The organism is Exiguobacterium aurantiacum, from assembly GCF_024362205.1.
In the GTDB taxonomy this organism is placed as follows: Bacteria; Bacillota; Bacilli; order Exiguobacteriales; family Exiguobacteriaceae; genus Exiguobacterium; species Exiguobacterium aurantiacum_B.
Genome location: NZ_CP101463.1, coordinates 64,506 through 84,473, shown reverse-complemented (window position 1 = coordinate 84,473; position 19,968 = coordinate 64,506). Strand labels below are relative to the sequence as shown.

Annotated in this window: 16 protein-coding genes and 3 pseudogenes; 16 read left to right on the top strand and 3 right to left on the bottom strand. The window is 35.0% G+C overall.

Annotated elements, in window-relative coordinates:
- The first annotated feature begins 306 nt into the window (after positions 1-306).
- The 5 genes from NMQ00_RS16240 to NMQ00_RS16220 all read left to right on the top strand — a co-directional run bounded on the left by NMQ00_RS16240 (position 307) and on the right by NMQ00_RS16220 (position 7,994).
- The gene (locus tag NMQ00_RS16240) at positions 307-1,761 is read left to right on the top strand and encodes a type I restriction-modification system subunit M (protein ID WP_255178749.1); all 1,455 of its coding nucleotides are present in this window, start codon (positions 307-309) and stop codon (positions 1,759-1,761) included.
- The gene (locus tag NMQ00_RS16235) at positions 1,762-3,240 is read left to right on the top strand and encodes a type I restriction-modification system subunit M (RefSeq protein ID WP_369696463.1); all 1,479 of its coding nucleotides are present in this window, start codon (positions 1,762-1,764) and stop codon (positions 3,238-3,240) included. It abuts the gene before it with no gap.
- Complete coding sequence (locus NMQ00_RS16230) at positions 3,230-4,411, top strand: restriction endonuclease subunit S (RefSeq protein WP_255178748.1); 1,182 nt, start codon at positions 3,230-3,232, stop codon at positions 4,409-4,411. The genes NMQ00_RS16235 and NMQ00_RS16230 overlap by 11 nt, the downstream gene beginning before the upstream one ends.
- Positions 4,412-7,297, top strand: coding sequence for a type I restriction endonuclease subunit R (locus NMQ00_RS16225; RefSeq protein WP_255178747.1), 2,886 nt, complete (start codon positions 4,412-4,414; stop codon positions 7,295-7,297).
- Positions 7,298-7,424: 127 nt separating this feature from the next.
- Entirely contained in the window at positions 7,425-7,994 is a 570-nt protein-coding gene (locus NMQ00_RS16220; RefSeq protein ID WP_255178746.1) for a hypothetical protein, read from the top strand.
- 46 nt (positions 7,995-8,040) lie between these two features.
- On the opposite strand, the gene NMQ00_RS16215 is transcribed toward NMQ00_RS16220, so the two are convergent.
- Complete coding sequence (locus NMQ00_RS16215; RefSeq protein WP_255178745.1) at positions 8,041-8,382, bottom strand: YolD-like family protein; 342 nt, start codon at positions 8,380-8,382, stop codon at positions 8,041-8,043.
- A 370-nt stretch (positions 8,383-8,752) separates the two neighbouring features.
- Between NMQ00_RS16215 and NMQ00_RS16210 the strand changes: the two genes are divergently transcribed.
- The 4 genes from NMQ00_RS16210 (at position 8,753) to NMQ00_RS16195 (ending at position 11,898) form a co-directional block, all read left to right on the top strand.
- The gene (locus NMQ00_RS16210; protein WP_255178744.1) at positions 8,753-9,082 is read left to right on the top strand and encodes a JAB domain-containing protein; all 330 of its coding nucleotides are present in this window, start codon (positions 8,753-8,755) and stop codon (positions 9,080-9,082) included.
- 63 nt (positions 9,083-9,145) lie between these two features.
- Complete coding sequence (locus NMQ00_RS16205) at positions 9,146-10,222, top strand: tyrosine-type recombinase/integrase (protein ID WP_255178743.1); 1,077 nt, start codon at positions 9,146-9,148, stop codon at positions 10,220-10,222.
- 31 nt (positions 10,223-10,253) lie between these two features.
- Positions 10,254-10,538 (top strand): helix-turn-helix domain-containing protein, encoded by a 285-nt coding sequence (locus tag NMQ00_RS16200; RefSeq protein WP_083600205.1) that lies wholly within the window; start codon positions 10,254-10,256, stop codon positions 10,536-10,538.
- A gap of 7 nt (positions 10,539-10,545) precedes the next feature.
- Positions 10,546-11,898 (top strand): integrase, encoded by a 1,353-nt coding sequence (locus NMQ00_RS16195; protein ID WP_074036665.1) that lies wholly within the window; start codon positions 10,546-10,548, stop codon positions 11,896-11,898.
- A gap of 378 nt (positions 11,899-12,276) precedes the next feature.
- Here the strand turns inward: NMQ00_RS16195 and tet(L) are convergent, their stop codons facing one another.
- Together tet(L) and NMQ00_RS16415 are read right to left on the bottom strand one after the other, a co-directional pair.
- A complete protein-coding gene (tet(L), locus tag NMQ00_RS16190) occupies positions 12,277-13,659 on the bottom strand; it encodes a tetracycline efflux MFS transporter Tet(L) (RefSeq protein WP_068450235.1) in 1,383 nt (460 codons plus the stop codon).
- A 38-nt stretch (positions 13,660-13,697) separates the two neighbouring features.
- A pseudogene (locus NMQ00_RS16415) lies at positions 13,698-13,754 on the bottom strand (tetracycline resistance efflux system leader peptide); the annotation flags it as partial.
- Between the two features lie 378 nt (positions 13,755-14,132).
- Here NMQ00_RS16415 and NMQ00_RS16185 point away from each other — a divergent pair.
- From NMQ00_RS16185 to NMQ00_RS16155, 7 genes and pseudogenes are all read left to right on the top strand, one after another.
- Entirely contained in the window at positions 14,133-15,218 is a 1,086-nt protein-coding gene (locus tag NMQ00_RS16185; RefSeq protein ID WP_002333499.1) for a tyrosine-type recombinase/integrase, read from the top strand.
- A pseudogene (locus tag NMQ00_RS16180) lies at positions 15,215-17,135 on the top strand (tyrosine-type recombinase/integrase). The gene NMQ00_RS16185 and the pseudogene NMQ00_RS16180 overlap by 4 nt, the downstream one beginning before the upstream one ends.
- Complete coding sequence (locus NMQ00_RS16175; RefSeq protein WP_002333497.1) at positions 17,136-17,513, top strand: DUF6262 family protein; 378 nt, start codon at positions 17,136-17,138, stop codon at positions 17,511-17,513.
- Positions 17,514-17,830: 317 nt separating this feature from the next.
- Positions 17,831-18,634, top strand: a complete 804-nt coding sequence (lnu(G), locus tag NMQ00_RS16170) for a lincosamide nucleotidyltransferase Lnu(G) (RefSeq protein WP_002333496.1) — start codon at positions 17,831-17,833, stop codon at positions 18,632-18,634.
- A gap of 135 nt (positions 18,635-18,769) precedes the next feature.
- A pseudogene (locus NMQ00_RS16165) lies at positions 18,770-18,904 on the top strand (JAB domain-containing protein); the annotation flags it as partial.
- Between the two features lie 390 nt (positions 18,905-19,294).
- Positions 19,295-19,501 (top strand): hypothetical protein, encoded by a 207-nt coding sequence (locus tag NMQ00_RS16160; protein ID WP_031424757.1) that lies wholly within the window; start codon positions 19,295-19,297, stop codon positions 19,499-19,501.
- Between the two features lie 167 nt (positions 19,502-19,668).
- Positions 19,669-19,968, top strand: coding sequence for a hypothetical protein (locus NMQ00_RS16155; protein ID WP_255178742.1), 300 nt, complete (start codon positions 19,669-19,671; stop codon positions 19,966-19,968).

Below are 19,968 nucleotides of genomic sequence, written 5' to 3'. Positions count from 1 at the left end.
ACATAAATACAGAAGACCTTATAACAACGGAGTGTAGTAGAATAAAACTAAAGTGCAAGCATTAAGACATAGGAAACACAATAAGTACATAGCGATTTTATCATAGAGGAACGGTAAAAAGAGAACCGTCTGAAGTTAAAGGGGGACAATTACTCAATTGCGAGGGGTCTCGTAGAAGATCAGGCGGAAGCACATAAAAAAAGAAAAGTTATTAAAGATTATTTATTAATTAGGTTAAGTTTTGTTATAATTTAATCTTGTACTTTTTTGATTTAAATATATTTAATATTATGAGGTGAACTACAAATGGAATTAAACGCATTAAAGAACTGGCTATTTGAAGCAGCAAATATCTTAAGAGGACCTGTCGATCAATCTGATTATAAAGCATATATTTTTCCTTTACTTTTTTTAAAGAGAATCTCAGATGTTTACGATGAAGAGAAAGCCGAAGCAATAAAACTGTACGGAGAAGATTTTTTAGATGAACATCGTTTTGTTATTCCAACAGAATGTCATTGGCAAGATATTCGTAAAGTAACAACAGATCTTGGCCAAAAAATTCAATCATCTATGCGGAAAATTGAAGCAGCTAACCCTGATTCCTTATATGGTATTTTTGGCGATACTCAATGGACTAATAAAGATAAATTATCTGATGCTTTACTAATAGATTTGATTGAGCATTTTTCTGAAAAAAATCTAAATAACGAAAATGTTAATCCAAATACTATGGGTGACGCTTATGAATTTTTAATTGAAAGGTTTGCCGATTTGTCTAATAAAAAAGCTGGAGAATTTTATACTCCTCGTTCCGTTGTACGTTTAATGACAATGATTCTTGATCCACAAGAGAAAATGAGTATTTATGATCCAGCCTGTGGTACAGGGGGAATGTTATTAGAAGCTATCGATTACTTAAAAAAACAAGGAAGGGAGTACCGAAATCTTAAGCTATATGGAAACGAAAAAAACTTAACCACTTCTGCTATAGCGAAAATCAATATGTTCTTACATGATATTACGGATTTTGAAATTGTAAGAACAGATACTTTAAAGAATCCTACATTCTTTGAAGAAGACAAGTTAAAGAAATTCGATTTAGTTATTGCTAATCCTCCTTTTTCTTTAAAAAACTGGGGAAGAGAAGAATGGGAGAATGACGAAAGAAATTACCTTGGTGTTCTTCCACCTAAAACAAATGGAGATTTTGCATGGATACTACACATGTTAAAAAGTTTGAAGGAAAACGGGAAAATGGCAGTTGTACTTCCACATGGGGTTCTTTTTCGTTCAGCAGCAGAACAAAAAATACGAAAAGAATTAATAGATAATGATTATTTTGAAACAATCATTGGTCTAGGACCTAACTTGTTTTACGGAACTTTAATCAGCACCTCTATCATTGTATTAAATAAAAATAAGCCTAAAATAAAAAAGAACAAAGTCCAATTTATTGATGGGTCCGATTTATATAAATCAGGAAAAGCTCAAAATTTCATGTTTGATGAACATATTAATAAAATTTATGAACTTTACACTTCCTATGAGAATAAAGAAGGATTAACAGCTATTGCAACTAGTGGGGAAATCGCAAAAGAAGATTATAATCTTACGTTGACTCGTTACATTAAGAAATTGAAGGTAGAAGATACCGTTACACTTAATGAAACTTATGAAGAGATGCTAAAAGCTTACACATTAAGTGAACAAGCAGATGATGAAGTACTGGAAATGTTATTACAAATGGAGGAAATTTAATTGGCACGTATTAGTTTAAATGAATTAGAAAAGTATCTTTGGGATTCGGCAAACTTTTTAAGAGGACATATAGATGCTGGCGATTATAAACAATATATTTTTCCACTCTTATTTTTAAAACGTCTTTCTGATGTGTGGGATGAAGAATTTGCTGAAAGTATCAAAGAATACGGCGAAGATTATAAGGATGAACATAGATTTGTAATTCCACATGGTTCTCATTGGGAAAACATTAGAGAAACTACAACCAATGTTGGAGAAAAGATTCTAAAGGCTATGCATTCAATAGAGAATGCAAACAAAGATTCTCTATACGGTATATTCGGTGATGCTCAATGGACAAATAAAGATAGATTGCCTGATAAGATGCTTATAGATTTACTAGAACACTTTTCCAAGAAAACCTTATCAACATCCAATGTCCCTGATGATGAACTTGGAACAGCCTATGAATATTTAATAAAAAAATTTGCAGATGATAGCGGACATACAGCACAAGAATTTTATTCAAATCGTACTCTTGTAAACTTAATGGCTAGGATTTTAGATGCGAAACCTGGAGACTCAGTTTATGATCCTACTTGTGGAACAGGTGGAATGCTTTTAACAACAGCGACGCATCTAAAAGATTTAGGTAAAGAGTATCGTAATTTGAAACTTTATGGTCAAGAAATTAACCTAATAACTTCTTCGATCGCGCGAATGAATATGTTTATGCATGGAATTGTTGATTTTAAGATAGCAAGAGGGAATACTTTAGAGCAGCCGGCTTTTATTGAGAATGATAAATTGGAGCAATATGATATTGTTCTCGCAAATCCTCCATACTCCATTAAACGTTGGAATAGAGATTTATGGTCTAACGATCCTTACGGTAGAGCTATTTGGGGTACTCCCCCTCAGGGGTGTGCAGACTATGCGTTTATTCAACACATAGTTGCAAGTATGAATGTCACTGGAAAAGCTGCTATCCTCCTTCCGCATGGCGTTCTTTTTCGCGATAGCGAGTCAGAATTAAGGCGTCAAATGATAGAAAGCGACATTGTAGAGTGTGTTTTAGGATTAGGAGCTAATTTATTCTATAACTCTCCTATGGAAGCTTGTGTGTTATTTTTAAACAAGAATAAAAAAGCTGAAAGACAAAATAAAATTTTATTTATAAATGCTGTTAATGAAGTGAAGAAAGAAAAAACAATGAGTTATTTAGAAATGAACCACATTGAAAAAATTGAAAATGCTTATACAAGTGATAATGACATAGAATATTTCTCTAAATGGGTATCAGTAGAAGAAATTAAACAAAAAGGATGGACATTAAGCTTACCCTTCTATGTTCGTCCTCAAAACAATATATCCCTTTCTACTGGCGAGAATTTATCAGAATTAACCACCTCTTTAAAAAGAAATTTAAAAAAATCAAGAGAACAATTTGGAGACTTTAGAAAACAGCTTAAGGAGTATGGTATTCATGTCGACTGAATGGATTGAAGTAAGTTTAAAGGATATTTGTGAGAATAAATCTGTGGCTTGTAAAAATTTTGAAGAAGAAAACATAGAAAGATACGTGGGTTTAGAGCATCTCGAACCGGAGAGCCTTGTTATTTCATCTTGGGGTCTTGTTAAAGACGGTACTACTTTCACGAAATTATTCTATCCAGGCCAAGTTCTTTTCGGGAAGCGCCGTTCTTATCAAAAAAAAGCAGCTGTAGCCGATTTTAAAGGAGTCTGTTCAGGAGACATTCTTGTTTTAGAGGCAAAAGAAGACATTATTCTTCGAGAGTTACTACCATATATAATACAAAATGAGCGTTTATTTGATTATGCTGTTGGTACATCTTCAGGTTCATTGTCACCTCGAACTAGCTGGAGACTTCTAAGTTCATATAAATTAAAAATCCCTTTAAATAGAGAAAGTCAAAAAGAGATTTTAGAAAAATTCACTAAGATAGAAGAGGCAATTAAACTAAAAGGAAACCTGAAGTTTACTACACAAAAATACAAAGAATCTTTATTAAATCACCTTTTAACTTATGGTATAAATAATATTAAAACTACACCAAAGAAAAATGAGGATATTCCTGTTAATTGGTCTTTAAAAAAACTAGGAGATATCGCAACCTTAAGAACAGAAAAGTTTAATCCTCTTTCTGCTGATACAGAGAAGTATATTGCTTTAGAACATATAGAGCCGATTTCCGGAAAGATTTTAGGCTATGAGGATTCTAAGGAATCAACAAGTCTAAAAGCAAAATTTAAAGAAGGCGATGTTCTTTTCGGTAAGCTTCGACCATATTTAAGAAAGTATTGGTATGCTGAGTTTGATGGAGTTTGCGCCACTGAAATTTTACCTTTAATAGCTAAAAGTGGAACCGATAAAAAGTTTCTATTTTATACTTTACAACAAGAAAAAGTTATTGGCTTTGCTATTCAAAATTCATTCGGCACAAAAATGCCTCGTACTTCTTGGGCAGATTTAAAAAATATTAAATTAGCAATTCCTCCAAAAGAAGAACAACAAGAAATAGCAAATATATTATCAAATTTAGATAAACAAGTTTTTGCTTATGAGAAGGAAATAGAATTGAGTATTTCAATTAAAAAAGCTCTACAAGAACAACTCTTAACATCTCGGGAGGGAGTTAAATTATAAATGATATTCACTGAGGCTAATAGTGTCCAGAACTATATAAAGAATTTACTCATAGAACAAGGGTGGACTTTCATGCCACCCTCTCAATTAAAGAGAGAAAACCAAGATGTTTTTCTAGAAAGTATCTTGATTGATTATTTAAAAAGACTTAATCCAGAAATTCAGGCTAATGAAGATTATGCAGAACAAGTTCTATATAAGCTAAGATCTCTTTATGTCAGTGCAAAACACACCGGTCTCGTTAAGAGTAATGAACGGTTCATGGAATGGCTACGTGGAAATCTTACTATGCCGTTTGGAGAAAACGGCCAACATGTAACGATTCGCCTACTTAACTTCACTGAACCAGAAAAAAATTCTTTTATTGTCACCACTGAACTATCTAATAATGGCACTAGAGAAGATCTCATTTTATTTATTAATGGACTTCCCGTTTCTATCGGGGAATGCAAAACGCCATTTAGACCGGCCGTCACTTGGGTAGATGGGGCGTTGCAAATATTAAAGTATGAAGAAAAAACGCCAGAACTTTTCGTTTCAAATATTTTCAATTTTTCGACTGATGGCAAAGAGTTTAAATACGCAACCATTTCAACGCCTTTGGAACACTGGGCAAGCTGGAGAGACTTCGAACTAAAAATGGTAAATTTAAATAGTTTGGAGTTTGCTATTAATGAATTGTTTAATCCGGAAAACTTTTTGGATATCTTGCAACATTTCATTATTTTTAGTACAAGTAACACGAATCAGAAAAGAATAAAAGTTATATGCAGAGTCCAACAATACGATGCTGTTAATATGATTGTTCAGCGTGTCCGGGATGGCGTCTTAAAACAAGGGCTTGTCTGGCATTTTCAAGGGTCTGGGAAATCTTTGTTGATGCTATTTGCTGCATTAAAACTGCGCAATGATCCAAAGCTAAAAAGTCCAACGGTTTTAATAGTTGTAGACCGAAAAGATTTAGACAGTCAAATTACCGGAACTTTTACAGCAGCTGATGTCCCAAACATGGTAAAAGGTTCTACCATAAAAGCACTCGAAAAGTTATTGGTTCAAGATACTCGAAAAATCATTGTGACAACTATCTTCCGATTTAAAGATGTTACAACTGTCTTAAATGAACGAGAAAACATTATTGTCTTAGTGGATGAAGCCCATCGAACGCAAGAAGGCGATTTAGGTCTTCGGATGCGAAAAGCCTTACCAAACGCTAACTTTTTTGGTCTAACAGGTACTCCTATCAACAAGCGAGATCGAAATACATTTGCTGCATTTGGAGCCGTTGAGGACGAAGAAGGCTATATGAGCAAGTACGGTTTTGAAGACTCCATTAAGGATGGGGCAACCAATAGTTTAAAATTCGAATCTCGCTTAGTTCAGCTACACATTGATAAAGAAGCCATGAAGGAAGAATTCGATCAATTAACCGATACACTGGATGAACTTGAACGAAAAGAATTAATAAAAAGAAGTGGTAAATTCTCTTCCCTTATACAAACACCAGAAAGAATCAAAGCAATCTGCAAAGACATTGCAGAGCATTTTGAAACTGTGGTTGAACCCCAAGGATTCAAGGCCATGATTGTATGCAATGATCGTGAGAGTTGTCTAAGATATAAGGAACAATTAGACCAATTTCTTGATGCAGAGAAATCAACAATTGTTATGACTGTCAAGCCTGGAGAACCAGATGAATATCAAAAATACAATAGAAGTACTGAAGAAGAAAAGAAATTACTTGATGAACACTTTAAGAAACCTAATGACCCGTTAAAGATATTAATTGTAACGGCCAAATTACTTACCGGTTTTGACGCGCCTATTCTCCAAACTATGTACTTGGATAAAGCGATGAAAGAACATACGTTGTTACAAGCAATTTGCCGAACAAATCGTTTATACCCGAAGAAAGAATTCGGATTAATTGTCGATTACATTGGTGTATTTGACGATGTTGGAAAATCTTTAAACTTTGATCTTTCATCTATGAAAAAGGTAGTCTCTAATATCGAACAATATAAAGCTGAAATTCCACGTTCCTTGTTAAGATGCTTAAATTTCTTTTCTAAAGCCGATCGAACAAAAGAAGGTTTTGAAGGAATAATTGAAGCTCAGGAGTGTTTACCTAGTAATGAATTGCGAGATGCTTTTGGTGCTGAATTTTCATATTTGGCTAAACTTTGGGAGTCTGTATCTCCAGATGAAGCTTTAAATGATTTTATACAAGATTTTCGTTGGCTTTCTTACGTATACGAATCAATTCAACCATCAAATGGTCAAGGTGCACTGATTTGGCATACGCTTGGACCTAAAACTTTAGATATCATTAATCGCAACGTTCATGTAAAAGAAATAGAGAAAGACCTAGAAGAATTAGTTTTAGATGCAGAAATTTTGGAAAATGTTGAAACAAAAACTAAAGATATTAAAGAGATAGAATACAAAGTGGCAAAAAGAATACGAGATAATATGAACCATTCAAAAAGATTTAAGGAGCTTGGAGAAAAACTAGAGGAAATCCGACAAAGATATGAGTCTCGCATAACTGATAGTATTCGGTTTTTAAAGGAATTACTTGAAATTGCTAAACAAGTTCTTGAGGAAGAAAAGAAACTTATTACCACCGAAAGAGTGCGAACCGGTAAAAGTGCCCTCACAGATTTGTTTGAAGACGTAAAAAGTAAAAACACACAGATTATAGTCGAACGCGTCGTGGAAGACATTGATAAGGTGGTTACGATAGTTCGTTTTGACGGATGGCAAACTACAATTGCAGGTGAACGAGCGGTCAAAAAAGCATTGCGAAAGGCGTTGTCGAAGTATCAATTGCATAAAGACATTGAACTTTATGAAAAAGCCTATGAATATATTAGACAGTATTATTGAAGAGTGAGAATTAGTATTCAATCGTGCGTTAAGGATTTTCTGTTTTTTACATTTTGGGATATACAAAACTGAGATATAAAAATAGGCGGTGTAAATAACAATAAAATTTAAGAAAGGAACTAAAAAATTGGCCAGCCTTTATAGAATTGAAAGTTTTGAACTTGAGAATTTTTATGTTCAATACCGAGAAATACAAATTAGAAAGAGAAATATTAAGCTTGATCATACTTTTCCTCACGCTGAAGTTAGAGAGATGATTAAAGAGCAAAATAATATGTATGATTTAATAGTTAACAGAGTAAGTCTAGAATTTCCTGAATTAATGAAGTTAGCTGAAACATATCTCGTAAACGATCAAGGTAAAAAACATTTTTATATTCATGTTGTTAAAGCTTTACTAGATTGGCCTGAAGAGGGGATCATTGAAGTTAAAAGTAGCTTCGTAGACTATTGTTATTTTAATGATTCTAATGGTATGTTTGAAAGAATACATCCGGTGTTAAAAAATTTAGTCCAATTTATAGAAAATCTTGAAACTCAAAAAAAAAGTACTAATCGCTACAGAAAATCAGACGAATTTAAATATTTCATAGTTAAGGATGCAGTAATAGTAAAGCAATTGTCACCTAAAGTTGCTCTAACAAAACTAAATCAATTTATCACTAATAATGAATCTACTATGGAAGGAAGAGAGTAAAAACTCTTCCTCTTTTTTTGATTTATTTCTTCTAAAAACAAGTCTTTTAGTCCATTGACCGTTCCACATGGATAATTGCCTCGAATGGTACATGGATGATACCGTCCCGCTGATTGGCGAGTTCGACGGTCCGCTCCATGTAGTTCGTCCGGTGCACGAAACCCTTGAATCGTTTCAACTTGCGCTCCTCCACATATTTCACCTCTACCAGATCCCCACTGAAAATCGCGTCATTCAACACATTCTCATAGACCGAGAGGACCTGTTCGTCGACATCAGGCATCTCGATCTTTTGGATTTCCTTATAGTATTTCGTCAGCAGTGCCTTATGCTCGGGCATGAGGAATGGTATCCATTTCAACTCACCCCGGTCACGATACATCGTCATCAAAATTCCTCCTTTCCATAAAACGAACGTTTGTTCTTATTTTATACCCCGTTTACTCGTTTGAACAGCCTTTTTCGTGATTGTTGATCCGTGCGTCCTGTTTCCGTACTCTAGCTCGCTGGTCGTCGGTGCAAGGGACGTCAAAAAAATGACGCGCCCTCCGGCCCGTCTTCCTTCGCTTTAGGCTCAAAGCAAGGCTTTTCGCTCGTTGGCTACGGAAGCCTGGTCCTACGTGCGCTCTTCGCATTTTTTTGAGACTCTCCCTATGGTCGCCCTTGCACCGTCTCCCGACGCTCGCTTCGTTCCCGTCAACAGGACGCACAACGGTGTTCGTTCTGAGCTCGGCTTATCCGAAAGGGGACAAACCATCATGGAACTTACATCCATCATCGAGGTCATTCGTATCAAACAAGAGATTCGCGAGGAGATGGTCGCTCTCGAGCACGCCATCATCCAATCACCGGACAGTGCCCGACAAATCGGTTCCTCGTTCATCGGGGACGACGACCGTGAAGTGTTCCTCGTCATCATGCTGAACACGAAGAACCGGGTCATCGGCGTCCACCGGGCGCATGTCGGGAGCGTCAACTCGAGCGTCGTCCACCCACGGGAAGTCTTCAAATGCGCCATCTTGAACAATGCCTCGTGCCTCATCGTCTGTCATCAACACCGGAGAATGGATATGTTTCTTTTTTATTAATCACCTGTTATATTAGGTATTAACTAAAAATATTAGTTAATACCTAAAATGCGAGGTTATTAAATGGGGAAGCAACCTTTTCTATCTGTTATCAGTAATAAACAAGAATTAATTTTTTCAACATATGAAGAATCGAGAGAATACCAAGCAAAGTTAATAGGATTGTGGGAACAGCAACAGCGTGTTCTAGGATATACAGAGCACACTATAGCACTAGGAACAAAATGCTTGAATGAGTTCTTAGATGTGTCAAATAAGTTCATATGGGAAGTTACAATGTCTGATGCAGATAAATTTTATTTGGGCTTGGTTGGAAGAGGATTAGCCTATTCAACTAGGAGGAAATATCAATCCACTATTTCTACATTATTAGAATATCTAAAGACAAGGCATGGTCATGAAATATGGGAGAGGTATAAAGTACAAGTACCTAACTTATTAGATAAATTTAACCGTTACTACCATAGAAAAGATGATCATAATGGTCAAGTAATACCTCCAAAACCTGAATTACTTGATAGGTTTTGGAATGGTATGAAAGAAGAAATGAAAACAGCAAGAAAATACTCTACTGTAGCGAGGGACTATACTCTTTTTAGGATGTTAGAATTAACAGGGTTAAGAACTCATGAAATAATCATGATGGATGTAAAAGACTGTAGGTTTGACTTGGGGGAAAAAGGTAAACTCCATGTTCGCTTTGGAAAAGGGTCTAAAGGGTCAGGATTTAAGCGAAGGTGGGTACCAATGTTGGATGATGTAGAAATACTCCTAAAATGGTACTTAGAAAGGATCAGACCTCTTTTCACTAACGAAACTGAAGGGCCTTTATTCTTATCTGAAGGTGGAGTAAGGCTGAATAAACATACAGCTAGAAAGAGTTTAGCGAGAAGGCAAGAAAAGATGGGTTTTACTAAAGAGGAGATTTTCAGTCCTCATCAATTACGTCATTCATTCGCTACTCGTCAGACAGAACTAGGCGTTGACTTATTAACGCTAAAGGAACTATTAGGTCACGCAGATGTCGCAACTACATTTAATTACTCTAATCCTGGTTCAGATCATTTGGAGAAAAGAGTGAGGATGGCTCAAGAAAAATGGCGAAATCAATTATTAAACTTTAATAAAAAGGGTGAATGAATTGGCGATTGAATGGAGATTAAGAAAAGTCATGGCTGATATTGGAATATGGTCTGGAGCTGAATTAGGTAGGCTTTTGGAGGATAAGGCAGGCTATAAACTATCTCCTCCCTCAATAAGCGCTTTATTAACTAATGAACCTAAGCAAGTAAAGACTCAAACAATGGATGCGCTTTGTACCGCATTAGAATGTACTCCAAATGATTTATGGAAACACACTCCTACACCAGTGAAAAAACTTGAAAAACCAACGAATAACAAGTTGGCGAAGGCGGTTAATGAATCTATTTCTGAAGATAAGCTTCCACCAATATAGGAGAATGATGAACATTATTACATGTGTATCTTGTGAAAGAAAACTAAATACATCAGAAATTAATAAGAAAGCAACCGTCTGTCATAATTGTTTGAGTAAAGCTCGTGTAGAGAGAATCCAAACCGAAGATTTTCTTAAAGAAAATTTCACAAAAACATGGAGTGCAACACTATTTAAAAAATATATTATGTATTTAAAAGAACTAGGTATTGGTGTAGAAACAATTCGTAAGAATAGTAGTAAGGTGTTACGGTTTTTACAAGCAGCTGAAAAAGAGCTTTTAAGCCCTTCTGATATTAATGAAGGATGGCTGATATCTACATTAGAAAAGACCCCTAATTCCAAGAGAATAAAATTAAGTCTATTTAATTTTTTTATTAAAATAGGTTATTTAAGTGTTAACGCAGATGAGGGTATTCTCACTAGTATTAGAGAGGTTTTAAAGCAAGTTCCTAAAGGATTTATTCGTCTCTTGGAGATATATTTCAACGAAAAAATGGAACTTAGGAATAGACAAGTAAAATTTAACGCGAGAAACCCATTATCCCTATTAACAGTAAAGGCGGACATAGTAGTCTTTGTTAGATTAGTCCGATGGCTTCAAATTAACTGTAAGCATATAGAATCCTGGGATACTGTTCAACAAGAAGATGTTCATGAATTTCTTTTAACTTTAACTCCTAAGAATCGTGAGATTGTGAGAAAAGATTTATTAGTTCTGTTTAAGTTAGCCAAAAGAAAAAGGCTAATAACTCATATACCAATCTTGGATATAAAATCTAGAGAGCTTCCTCCAACTATCGAGCCATTAACCTTTTTTGAGCAAGTAAATGTGGCTAAATTAGTTAAAAGTAGACTTTACGAACAACCCTTAGAGTGTTTATTGACTGTGCTATCTTTTTATCATGGGCTATCTTCATCACATATTAGTAATATAAAAATAAGTGATGTAAAGGTTGAAATGAAGGCGATTTTCCTCAACGATAGACCACCAGTTTATCTATCTGATGATGAACTGGTATTAATAAATGAATATGTTAAACAGAGATCGAATAATAGAAACGCAAAGAATAAGATTTATTTAATTCTAAGTTCAAGTTCATCAGGGGTATATCAGGATCGTCCAATCAATAATCAATTCATAGCAAGAAAAGTAAAGGCCTTTTGTGGTTTTACACCTAAATCTCTTAGAATTACTTGTTTTAATATGATAGCAAGTAACTTTGGACCACAAATACTTGTAGAAGGGTTTGGTCTATCACTTACACAGGCTTCAAGATATGGGAAGTTAGAGGATTATCTTATAGAGGAAAGTATAAGTCATCAAAGAGCACTTCTTCATAACGAACAAAAGAATTAAGAGTAGAGTGTGTGTAAATAATAACTAATACTCGTATTAATATTAATGAATTAATATAAAAAATGTTCTCTCAAATGCTTAAGGATAAAATACTGGGCAACTAGGGTGATTATAATGAAAAATATAGACACCAAAAGGAAAATTAATTTTATTAAATGTTAAGTGACAATAAAGTTGTTTAATTTTGAAGCTGAAAGAATGAATTACACCGTCCGCATATGCGGACGGTGTAAAAATAAAGTTGTTTAATTCCTTTTATAATTACTGAATAGGAACTTAAGGAAGCTACAATAAAGTCGTTTGAAAATCATAATCTTATGCAACAATCGCGCCCGATTGCTTAAGAAAGCTAGAAGTCATTTAATTTATCTCTGGTATTCAACTTTTAAATTGAATTTGTCTTCGTTTATATACATTCAAGGTGATCAGCCAACTAGTGACAACGACTCCTGTAAAAAGGAATAGCATATTACTATACAAATAAGTGGATTGATCAAGGTCCATAGGTAGCAACTTCTGATTCAGTAAGCGTACAGATAATAAACCACCAACAATTGCAATACCTATTCCCTCTGATAAAAAACTGGTAAAATTAAGCAAACTCATTCCGGCACCAGCTTCCTTTTGTTTCAAACTACTTGAAACAATTGTAGATATAACTGTTTTGGTGAATGACAGCCCACCAAAAACAAAAACTAATATAATTGTCAGTAACCATGGTGTTACTTCTAAAAAAAAGGCAGCAATTAAAAAGCTAACGGAAAGAAATGTAACTCCAATGGTTAACACGTACAATGGACCTTTTCTATCAACAAGTAATCCACCAATGTAACCGAAGATAATAACGCTCATTGTTCCAGGGAAAATAATCACACTGCCAATTGCAGCAGTACTTAGTTGATGTACATCTTTCATCATGTAAGGAACCATAGAGATAAACCCTGCTACTGTACCAAATATAAGTCCTCCACAAAGGACACCAATTATAAAAGAAATATTTTTCCCCAGTGCAGGTTCAACAAAAGGTTCTGTTACTTTCCTAATATGTTTTACAAATATCAGGAATGACAGAATACTGATGATCAGAAAAGAAATGTTATAAGATGTTGTAAACAGCATAAAAAATACAATGCCCACTGACATTAGTATAATTCCTACAATATCAAAATGACCTTTTATCCTTACTTCTTTTTTCAACAATTTAATAAGGAACGGAACAGTGATAATTGTCATCATTGGAATGAGCAGAAGATAAGACCAATGGATAAAATGAGCTATCATTCCACCAATAGCTGGACCGATACCTTCTCCCATAGCTACTATGGAGCCAATAAGACCAAACGCTTTACCCCTATTTTCCTTTGGAATATAGCGCGCAACTACAACCATCACGAGTGCTGGAAATGCAGCTGCACCAGCTCCTTGAATAAATCGAGCCAGAATAAGTATGGGAAAAAAAGAATGTCCAACAAACCCAATTACCGATCCGAAGCAATTTATTATAATCCCAAATAGGAGTAACCTTTTAATGCCTAGCTGATCAGATAGCTTTCCATATAGAGCTGTTCCAATAGAAAAGGTTAACATAAAGGCTGTGTTCACCCAGTTTGTACTCGCCGGTGATTTATTAAAATCATTTGCAATATCAGGTAATGAGACGTTCAAAACCATTTCATTTAATACGCTAAAAAAAGATAGAACGCAAAGCCAAATTAAAATTTGGTTGTGTCGTAAATTTGATTGTGAATAAGACGTATTCACATTTCGCCCTCCAATAATGAGGGTAGACGCAGTTTATAGGCTAATGATACGTTTCCCTCTTTTAATTGAACCCTGTTACATTCATTGCACTTCATAATTAATGCCTCCTAATCTTGATTGAAACATTTTACCACATACAGACTAAGTTTTAAATTCAGTTTTCATCACTTATTCCGTTAAATGGCCCGTTTGTTGAATAACATAACAGCTATTTTAATTTTAAATGACTTTATACGATTTTATTATGGTTTAAACAACTTTATTATTTTTATATAAAATGTTAGGTAGTATCAAACATGTCAATTTTGAACATGTCCTTTTCCATCCGAGCGGGGACGCGTTAACCATAGTATAATAAATAATAGTAGTTAAAGTAGTTTAGGAGGAGATGTTAAAGGGAGATTTTACTTTAAATACAAATTAACAAGGTTTATAATTTGTAGTACTTAAAGTGTTTAAAGAGGGGGGAGCGTGTGAGGGTTCAAAGGATAGAAGTGGAGAATAAGCCGTATCCATTGTATTTATTACTAGATAAAGAATACCAGCTAATTGAACCAGTAATGAAATTTATTAAATACTTAGATAACACTGGTAAGTCTCCAAATACCATTAAAGCATACTGCTATCATTTAAAGTTGCTGTATGAGTTCATGGAACAGAGAGGCGTTATTCTTAATGATATTAACTTTGAGTTGTTAGCAGACTTCGTAGGTTGGTTGAGATATCCAACAGCAACAAATGTAATTGATCTTCAGTCAAAAGAAGCCATAAGAGAAGAAACGACAGTGAATACAATTTTAAATGCCGTTATGAGTTTTCTTGATTATTTAAGTAGATTAGGAGAATTTAAATCAATTGATGTATTTAAACAAGCAAAGGGAAGAAATTTCAAAGGATTTTTACATCACGTTAATAAGGGTAGATACCAAAAGAATGTCTTAAAGTTAAGGGTTAAAAAGAAACAGATAAGAACATTGACATCAGAGGAAGTTAAGCAAATTATTGATGCTTGTCATACGAAAAGAGATAAATTAATTTTAATGCTTATGTATGAGGGTGGTTTAAGAATCGGTGAAGTGTTATCGCTTAGGCTTGAAGATATTGCCACTTGGGACAATCAAATCCATTTAACACCTAGAGATGTTAATGTAAATGAAGCTTATATTAAATTAAGGAAGGAAAGAACAATACATGTGAGTAAAGAACTGATGTCACTTTATACAGATTACTTGGTATATGAGTATAGTGAGGAATTGGAGCATGATTATGTTTTTATTTCCTTAAAAGAAGGCTATTTTGGGAAACCACTAAAGTACCAAAGTGTTCTTGATCTAGTTAGAAGAATAGTTAAAAGGACTGGAATAGAATTTACATCGCATATGCTTCGCCACACTCACGCAACGCAGCTAATTAGGGAAGGATGGGATGTTGCGTTCATTCAAAAGAGATTAGGTCACGCACATGTTCAGACAACGTTAAATACCTATGTTCATCTTTCAGATCAGGATATGAAAAATGAGTTTAATAAATACCTTGAGAGAAAGGAGCATAAGAAATGAATGCTTCTAGTAAAAGGAAAATTATCAGTCAGAGTGAGATCAGCAAAAAAATAGCTGTAATGAATGAAGAAATGCAAGGGTTTTGGGCTAATAATAGTTGGGATATAAGAAAATGTCCACATCCTTCTGCCATAGAATTAAGTAAGAATCCTGCTTTAAGAAATCGTTGGGTTCGTTTTGAACGTGTTAAAAATCTGTGGTTAAGAACAGAATTGAAATATTTTTATTTTTACCATTTAAACAATGGAATATGGAATGCAAAAACTGTCTGGATTAGAAAAGGAACAGTAATTAATAAAATGTTAGATTTTTTAGATTTAAAGTATCCCAGCATTACTTCAATTACTGAAGTTCCTATTGAAAAAGCAATGACGGAGTATAGAACATATTTGACAAAACAGGGTGTTAGAATTACTACTACTAATTATAAGATTACTGCTAATCAAGAAAAAACACCTGTAAAAGCTAATTCTTACTATGTTACTAATCTAAAACAATTTATGGAGTTTTATGAGGACTTTTATTTTGATGGGGAGGAGTGGGATAAAGACATTTGGGATAGACGTAAGTTACCTTTGCCAGATGATAAGGTTAATCCGACACAATATGAATATGTAATTAACTTTAAAGGGGTTCGCAATACGTATTTTAAACAACTCGTAAAAAGATATTGTAAATTGAGATTAAATACGGATAGCTTTTCCTATGTATGTGATATCGCCCAAAAACTTAAAGAGTTCTTTAATTTCTTGGACATGAATTTTAAACACGTTCAGAGAATAAACCAATTAACGAGAATGGAAATTGAAGCATATTTAAGCGAATTAAATATGATGGGGATAAAGCCTAGCACAATAAATGGGAGGATCTCTATATTGGAAGGACTATTTAGTACCCTTCTAAGGCTAGAATGGAATGATATTCCTTCCAAGGTGTTAATCTATCCAGAAGACTATCCCAAAATACCGAGAGCAAAACCTCGTTTTATAGATGAATACGTTCTGGAGCAATTGAACAGTCATCTTGATAAATTACCCGAATATATAGCTACGATGACTATGATAGTCCAAGAATGTGGGATGAGGATAAGCGAATTGTGCACCTTGAAAAAAGGTTGTCTATTAGAGGACAAAGATGGAGATTACTTTTTAAAGTATTATCAATGGAAAATGAAAAAGGAGCATATAGTTCCAATATCAAAAGAGGTAGCTTTATTGATTAAAGTTCGGGAAGATAAAGTTTCATGGGAGTTTCCAGATAGTGAATACCTCTTTCCAAGAAAAGATGGATCGCCATTAAAACAAGAAACATTTAGAGACGAGTTAAACAAATTAGCTTATGAGCAAAAAATAGTCGATAAATCAGGCGAGATTTATAGATTCCATGCCCATGCCTTTCGCCATACAGTAGGAACAAGAATGATTAATAACGGAGTACCGCAGCATATTGTACAAAAGTTTTTGGGTCATGAAAGTCCTGAAATGACAAGCAGATATGCTCATATTTTTGATGAAACCCTTAAAGCTGAATTTACAAAATTCAAAGAAAAACTGGTAACTAATAATGGAGATATAATTGAGTTAGATAATGACAATGAAGTCGATGATGTTGATCTTCAATGGTTCAAGAAAAATATTAATGCACAAGTTCTTCCAAATGGTTATTGCCGATTACCAGTAATAGCAGGTTCTTGTCCACACGCCAATGCTTGTTTAGATTGTACTCATTTTTGTACAAGTAAGCAGTTTTTATCGCAGCATGAGGAACATTTTATCGCAGCATGAGGAACAGTTAAATCGTACTGAGGAGTTATTGGCAGTCGCTAAGGAAAAGCAATGGCAAAGGCAAATAGAGACTAATAACCGTGTTAAAGAGCGACTAGAGCAAATAATTGGCAGCCTGAAGGGGATTAGTTAGATGGTTAAACAGGTACGAAATACAGAGGAAATTGTGCGTTTGGCAAAGCAAAAGTCCAGGCGGACTAGAGAAAATGTAGACAAGGTTATCTCTAAACTATCGCTTGAAGGTAAGACTATTAATTTTAACACAGTTGCAAAGGAAGCTAATGTTTCTAAATCATGGCTTTATAAGGAACATGATATTAGGCAAAGGATTGAATCTCTCCGAAAACAGCAAAAAACAGAAAATGTAATATCAAAACCCAAGAAAAGCTCCCGTTCTGAAGAAGTCCTTATTAAAACCTTAAAAACAAGAGTAAAGGAATTAGAAGAGGAAAATATAAGATTAAGGAACCAGATCCAAAAATTATACGGAGATTTGTACATTAGAGAATAGTTAATCTATGAGTTTCACCAACTTGTGCTTTGAACTTTGAAGTGTTAAAATTAATATACTATTAATCGAAAGGAGAGATGGGTGGACAATGAAGAACTAATCTAATTTTTAACAAATGAAATAGTATATTTCAGTTTAAAAACTTAGGATTAGTCTGCCCATTTTTCCATATACTAAATAAATGTAAGACTGAATAGCTAAAAAGGCTAAATAGTTTTATTTGAGTCCTTAAAAAGTGACATGACTAATCCTTCCAACATTATTTGGGAGGATTTTTTATTTCTCCCTGAATCAAAATAAAGAAAGAAGGAATCGAATTGTTAAAACAAAAGGAACTAATGGCAAGGGTTAAGGAACTTGTCCAGTCAGATGAACGAATATCTGCTTGTATGATGTATGGCTCTTTTACAAAAGGAGAGGGAGATCAATACTCTGATATAGAATATTACGTTTTTCTAAAAGATGATACAATTTCCACCTTTGATTCAGCAAAATGGCTAAATGAAGTCGCTTCCTACACTTTACTCTATCAAAATGAGTACGGTACGGAAGTAGTAATTTTTGAAAATCTAATACGTGGTGAATTTCATTTCCTTTCCGAAAACGAAATGAATATTATTCCTTCATTCAAAGAATCAGGCTACATTCCTGACACAAAAGCAATGTTTATTTATGATGAAACAGGACAACTAGAATTGTATTTATCAGAGTTGGAAGGTCCGGGACCAAATAGACTTACAGAAGAAAACGTAAATTTTTTATTGAATAATTTTTCCAACCTATGGTTAATGGGGATTAATGTTCTTAAAAGAGGGGAAAATGCACGTTCACTGGAACTTTTATCTCAATTACAAAAAAATATACTACAACTCATTCGAATTGCGGAAGAAAATGCCGATAATTGGTTTAATATGACAAAGAATCTTGAAAAAGAAATTAGTCCTGAAAACTATGAAAAGTTTAAAAAGACTACTGCCCGATTAAATGAATTAGAACTATATGAAGCCTATAAGAACTCTTTGCTTCTCGTTATGGAACTTCGAAATCTCGTTGAAAAACAGTATCAATTAACCATTAGCGATGATTTTTTAGGCAAACTGTTTAATTATATGAACGAATAAATAAAAAGCCTGTATCTCAAGTGATAACTAAGATACAGGCTTTAATTGTTATTTACTTTAAATACATGTTCTCAAAGTGAAAGTATTGATTTTAATGGATTTTTAATAGTTTACTCTTGATAAGACGCGACCCCGAGCCGGGAGGACATCCTCGTCTCGGAACGGTTACATGAAGCAGGCGACCTCATCGGCATCCCGGTGCTCGACCATCTCATCCTCGGGGCGGACGAGTCGTATGTCAGCATGAAACAGCGAGGGTACATGGGTTGAACGCAATGGAGTGGGGCCGGGGGACCGGTCCCGGTCCGTCCGGTAAGGACAAGGAAGAAAAACGTACGTTTTTCTTTGATGGGATGGGCGACTCGCGTTGCTCTCGCCTGGATCCATAGAGCGGGATCCGGAAAAGGGTCGTTTTCGCATGACGAAAACGAGATGGTTCGTGTGTGAAGATTGGACGTTGTTTTAGTCTGTCTCGTAAGAAGATTGTTTGATGAAATAGCAGAAGTGAAAACACGGTTTGTTTATTGAAAATGACCATGTTTTCGAAACAAGCCCTAGGGCTTGTTTGAAACAACACCAGGGCTTACGTGAAATAAGCCGAGGTGTTGCTTGCGTGGATGCGAGGTATCATTGAGCTATCAAATGGAGAGGATGATTCAGATGGATAATTTTCAACTTGATCAACAGACGATGGACGAGATGACGGAGGTATTGCTTCGACGCCTTCCTGACCGGCTTCAAGAAGATTTTGACGACTTAAAACTCGTGAGCATGGATCTTCTTTGTGATGTGAAGGAAGGGGAACGCTTGACCCACCTAACCGTCTTTTTCAATACGAACATGCTTCGACGGAATCGTCGTACATAAGAAAAAGGAGTCATTGTATACATGTATACATGTAGATTTGTATACGTGTATACATGTATATGTGTATACATTTTTTTAAAGTCTTCATTTCTGTAGGCTCATGAACAAGGACTGAACTGGCTCTGGAGGGGGAATCGTTCTATAGAAATCCGGAAGGGGGAGACGTGATGGATGAGGGGTTGCTTGATGACTATGCGTTCGCGGAATTGGATCCGTTCGTCCAGACCGTGTTCTCGGAACTGATGGAACATCCCGAGTGGATGCGTGTCGTCGACAGGGCACATTGCGTCGAGAAGGTCGTCCGGTTCGATGAGGGACAGAACTCGCCTTACTTCCGGGTGCTGATCTATCTGGATGCAGAAGAACGTCCGATCAAGATCGTGTATCTAATATGGGACCTGGGTGGTGGAGGATGGAGACGTCAGCTTCGTCGTCTCAGAGCTATCCAAGGGTGTATTCGAATATGA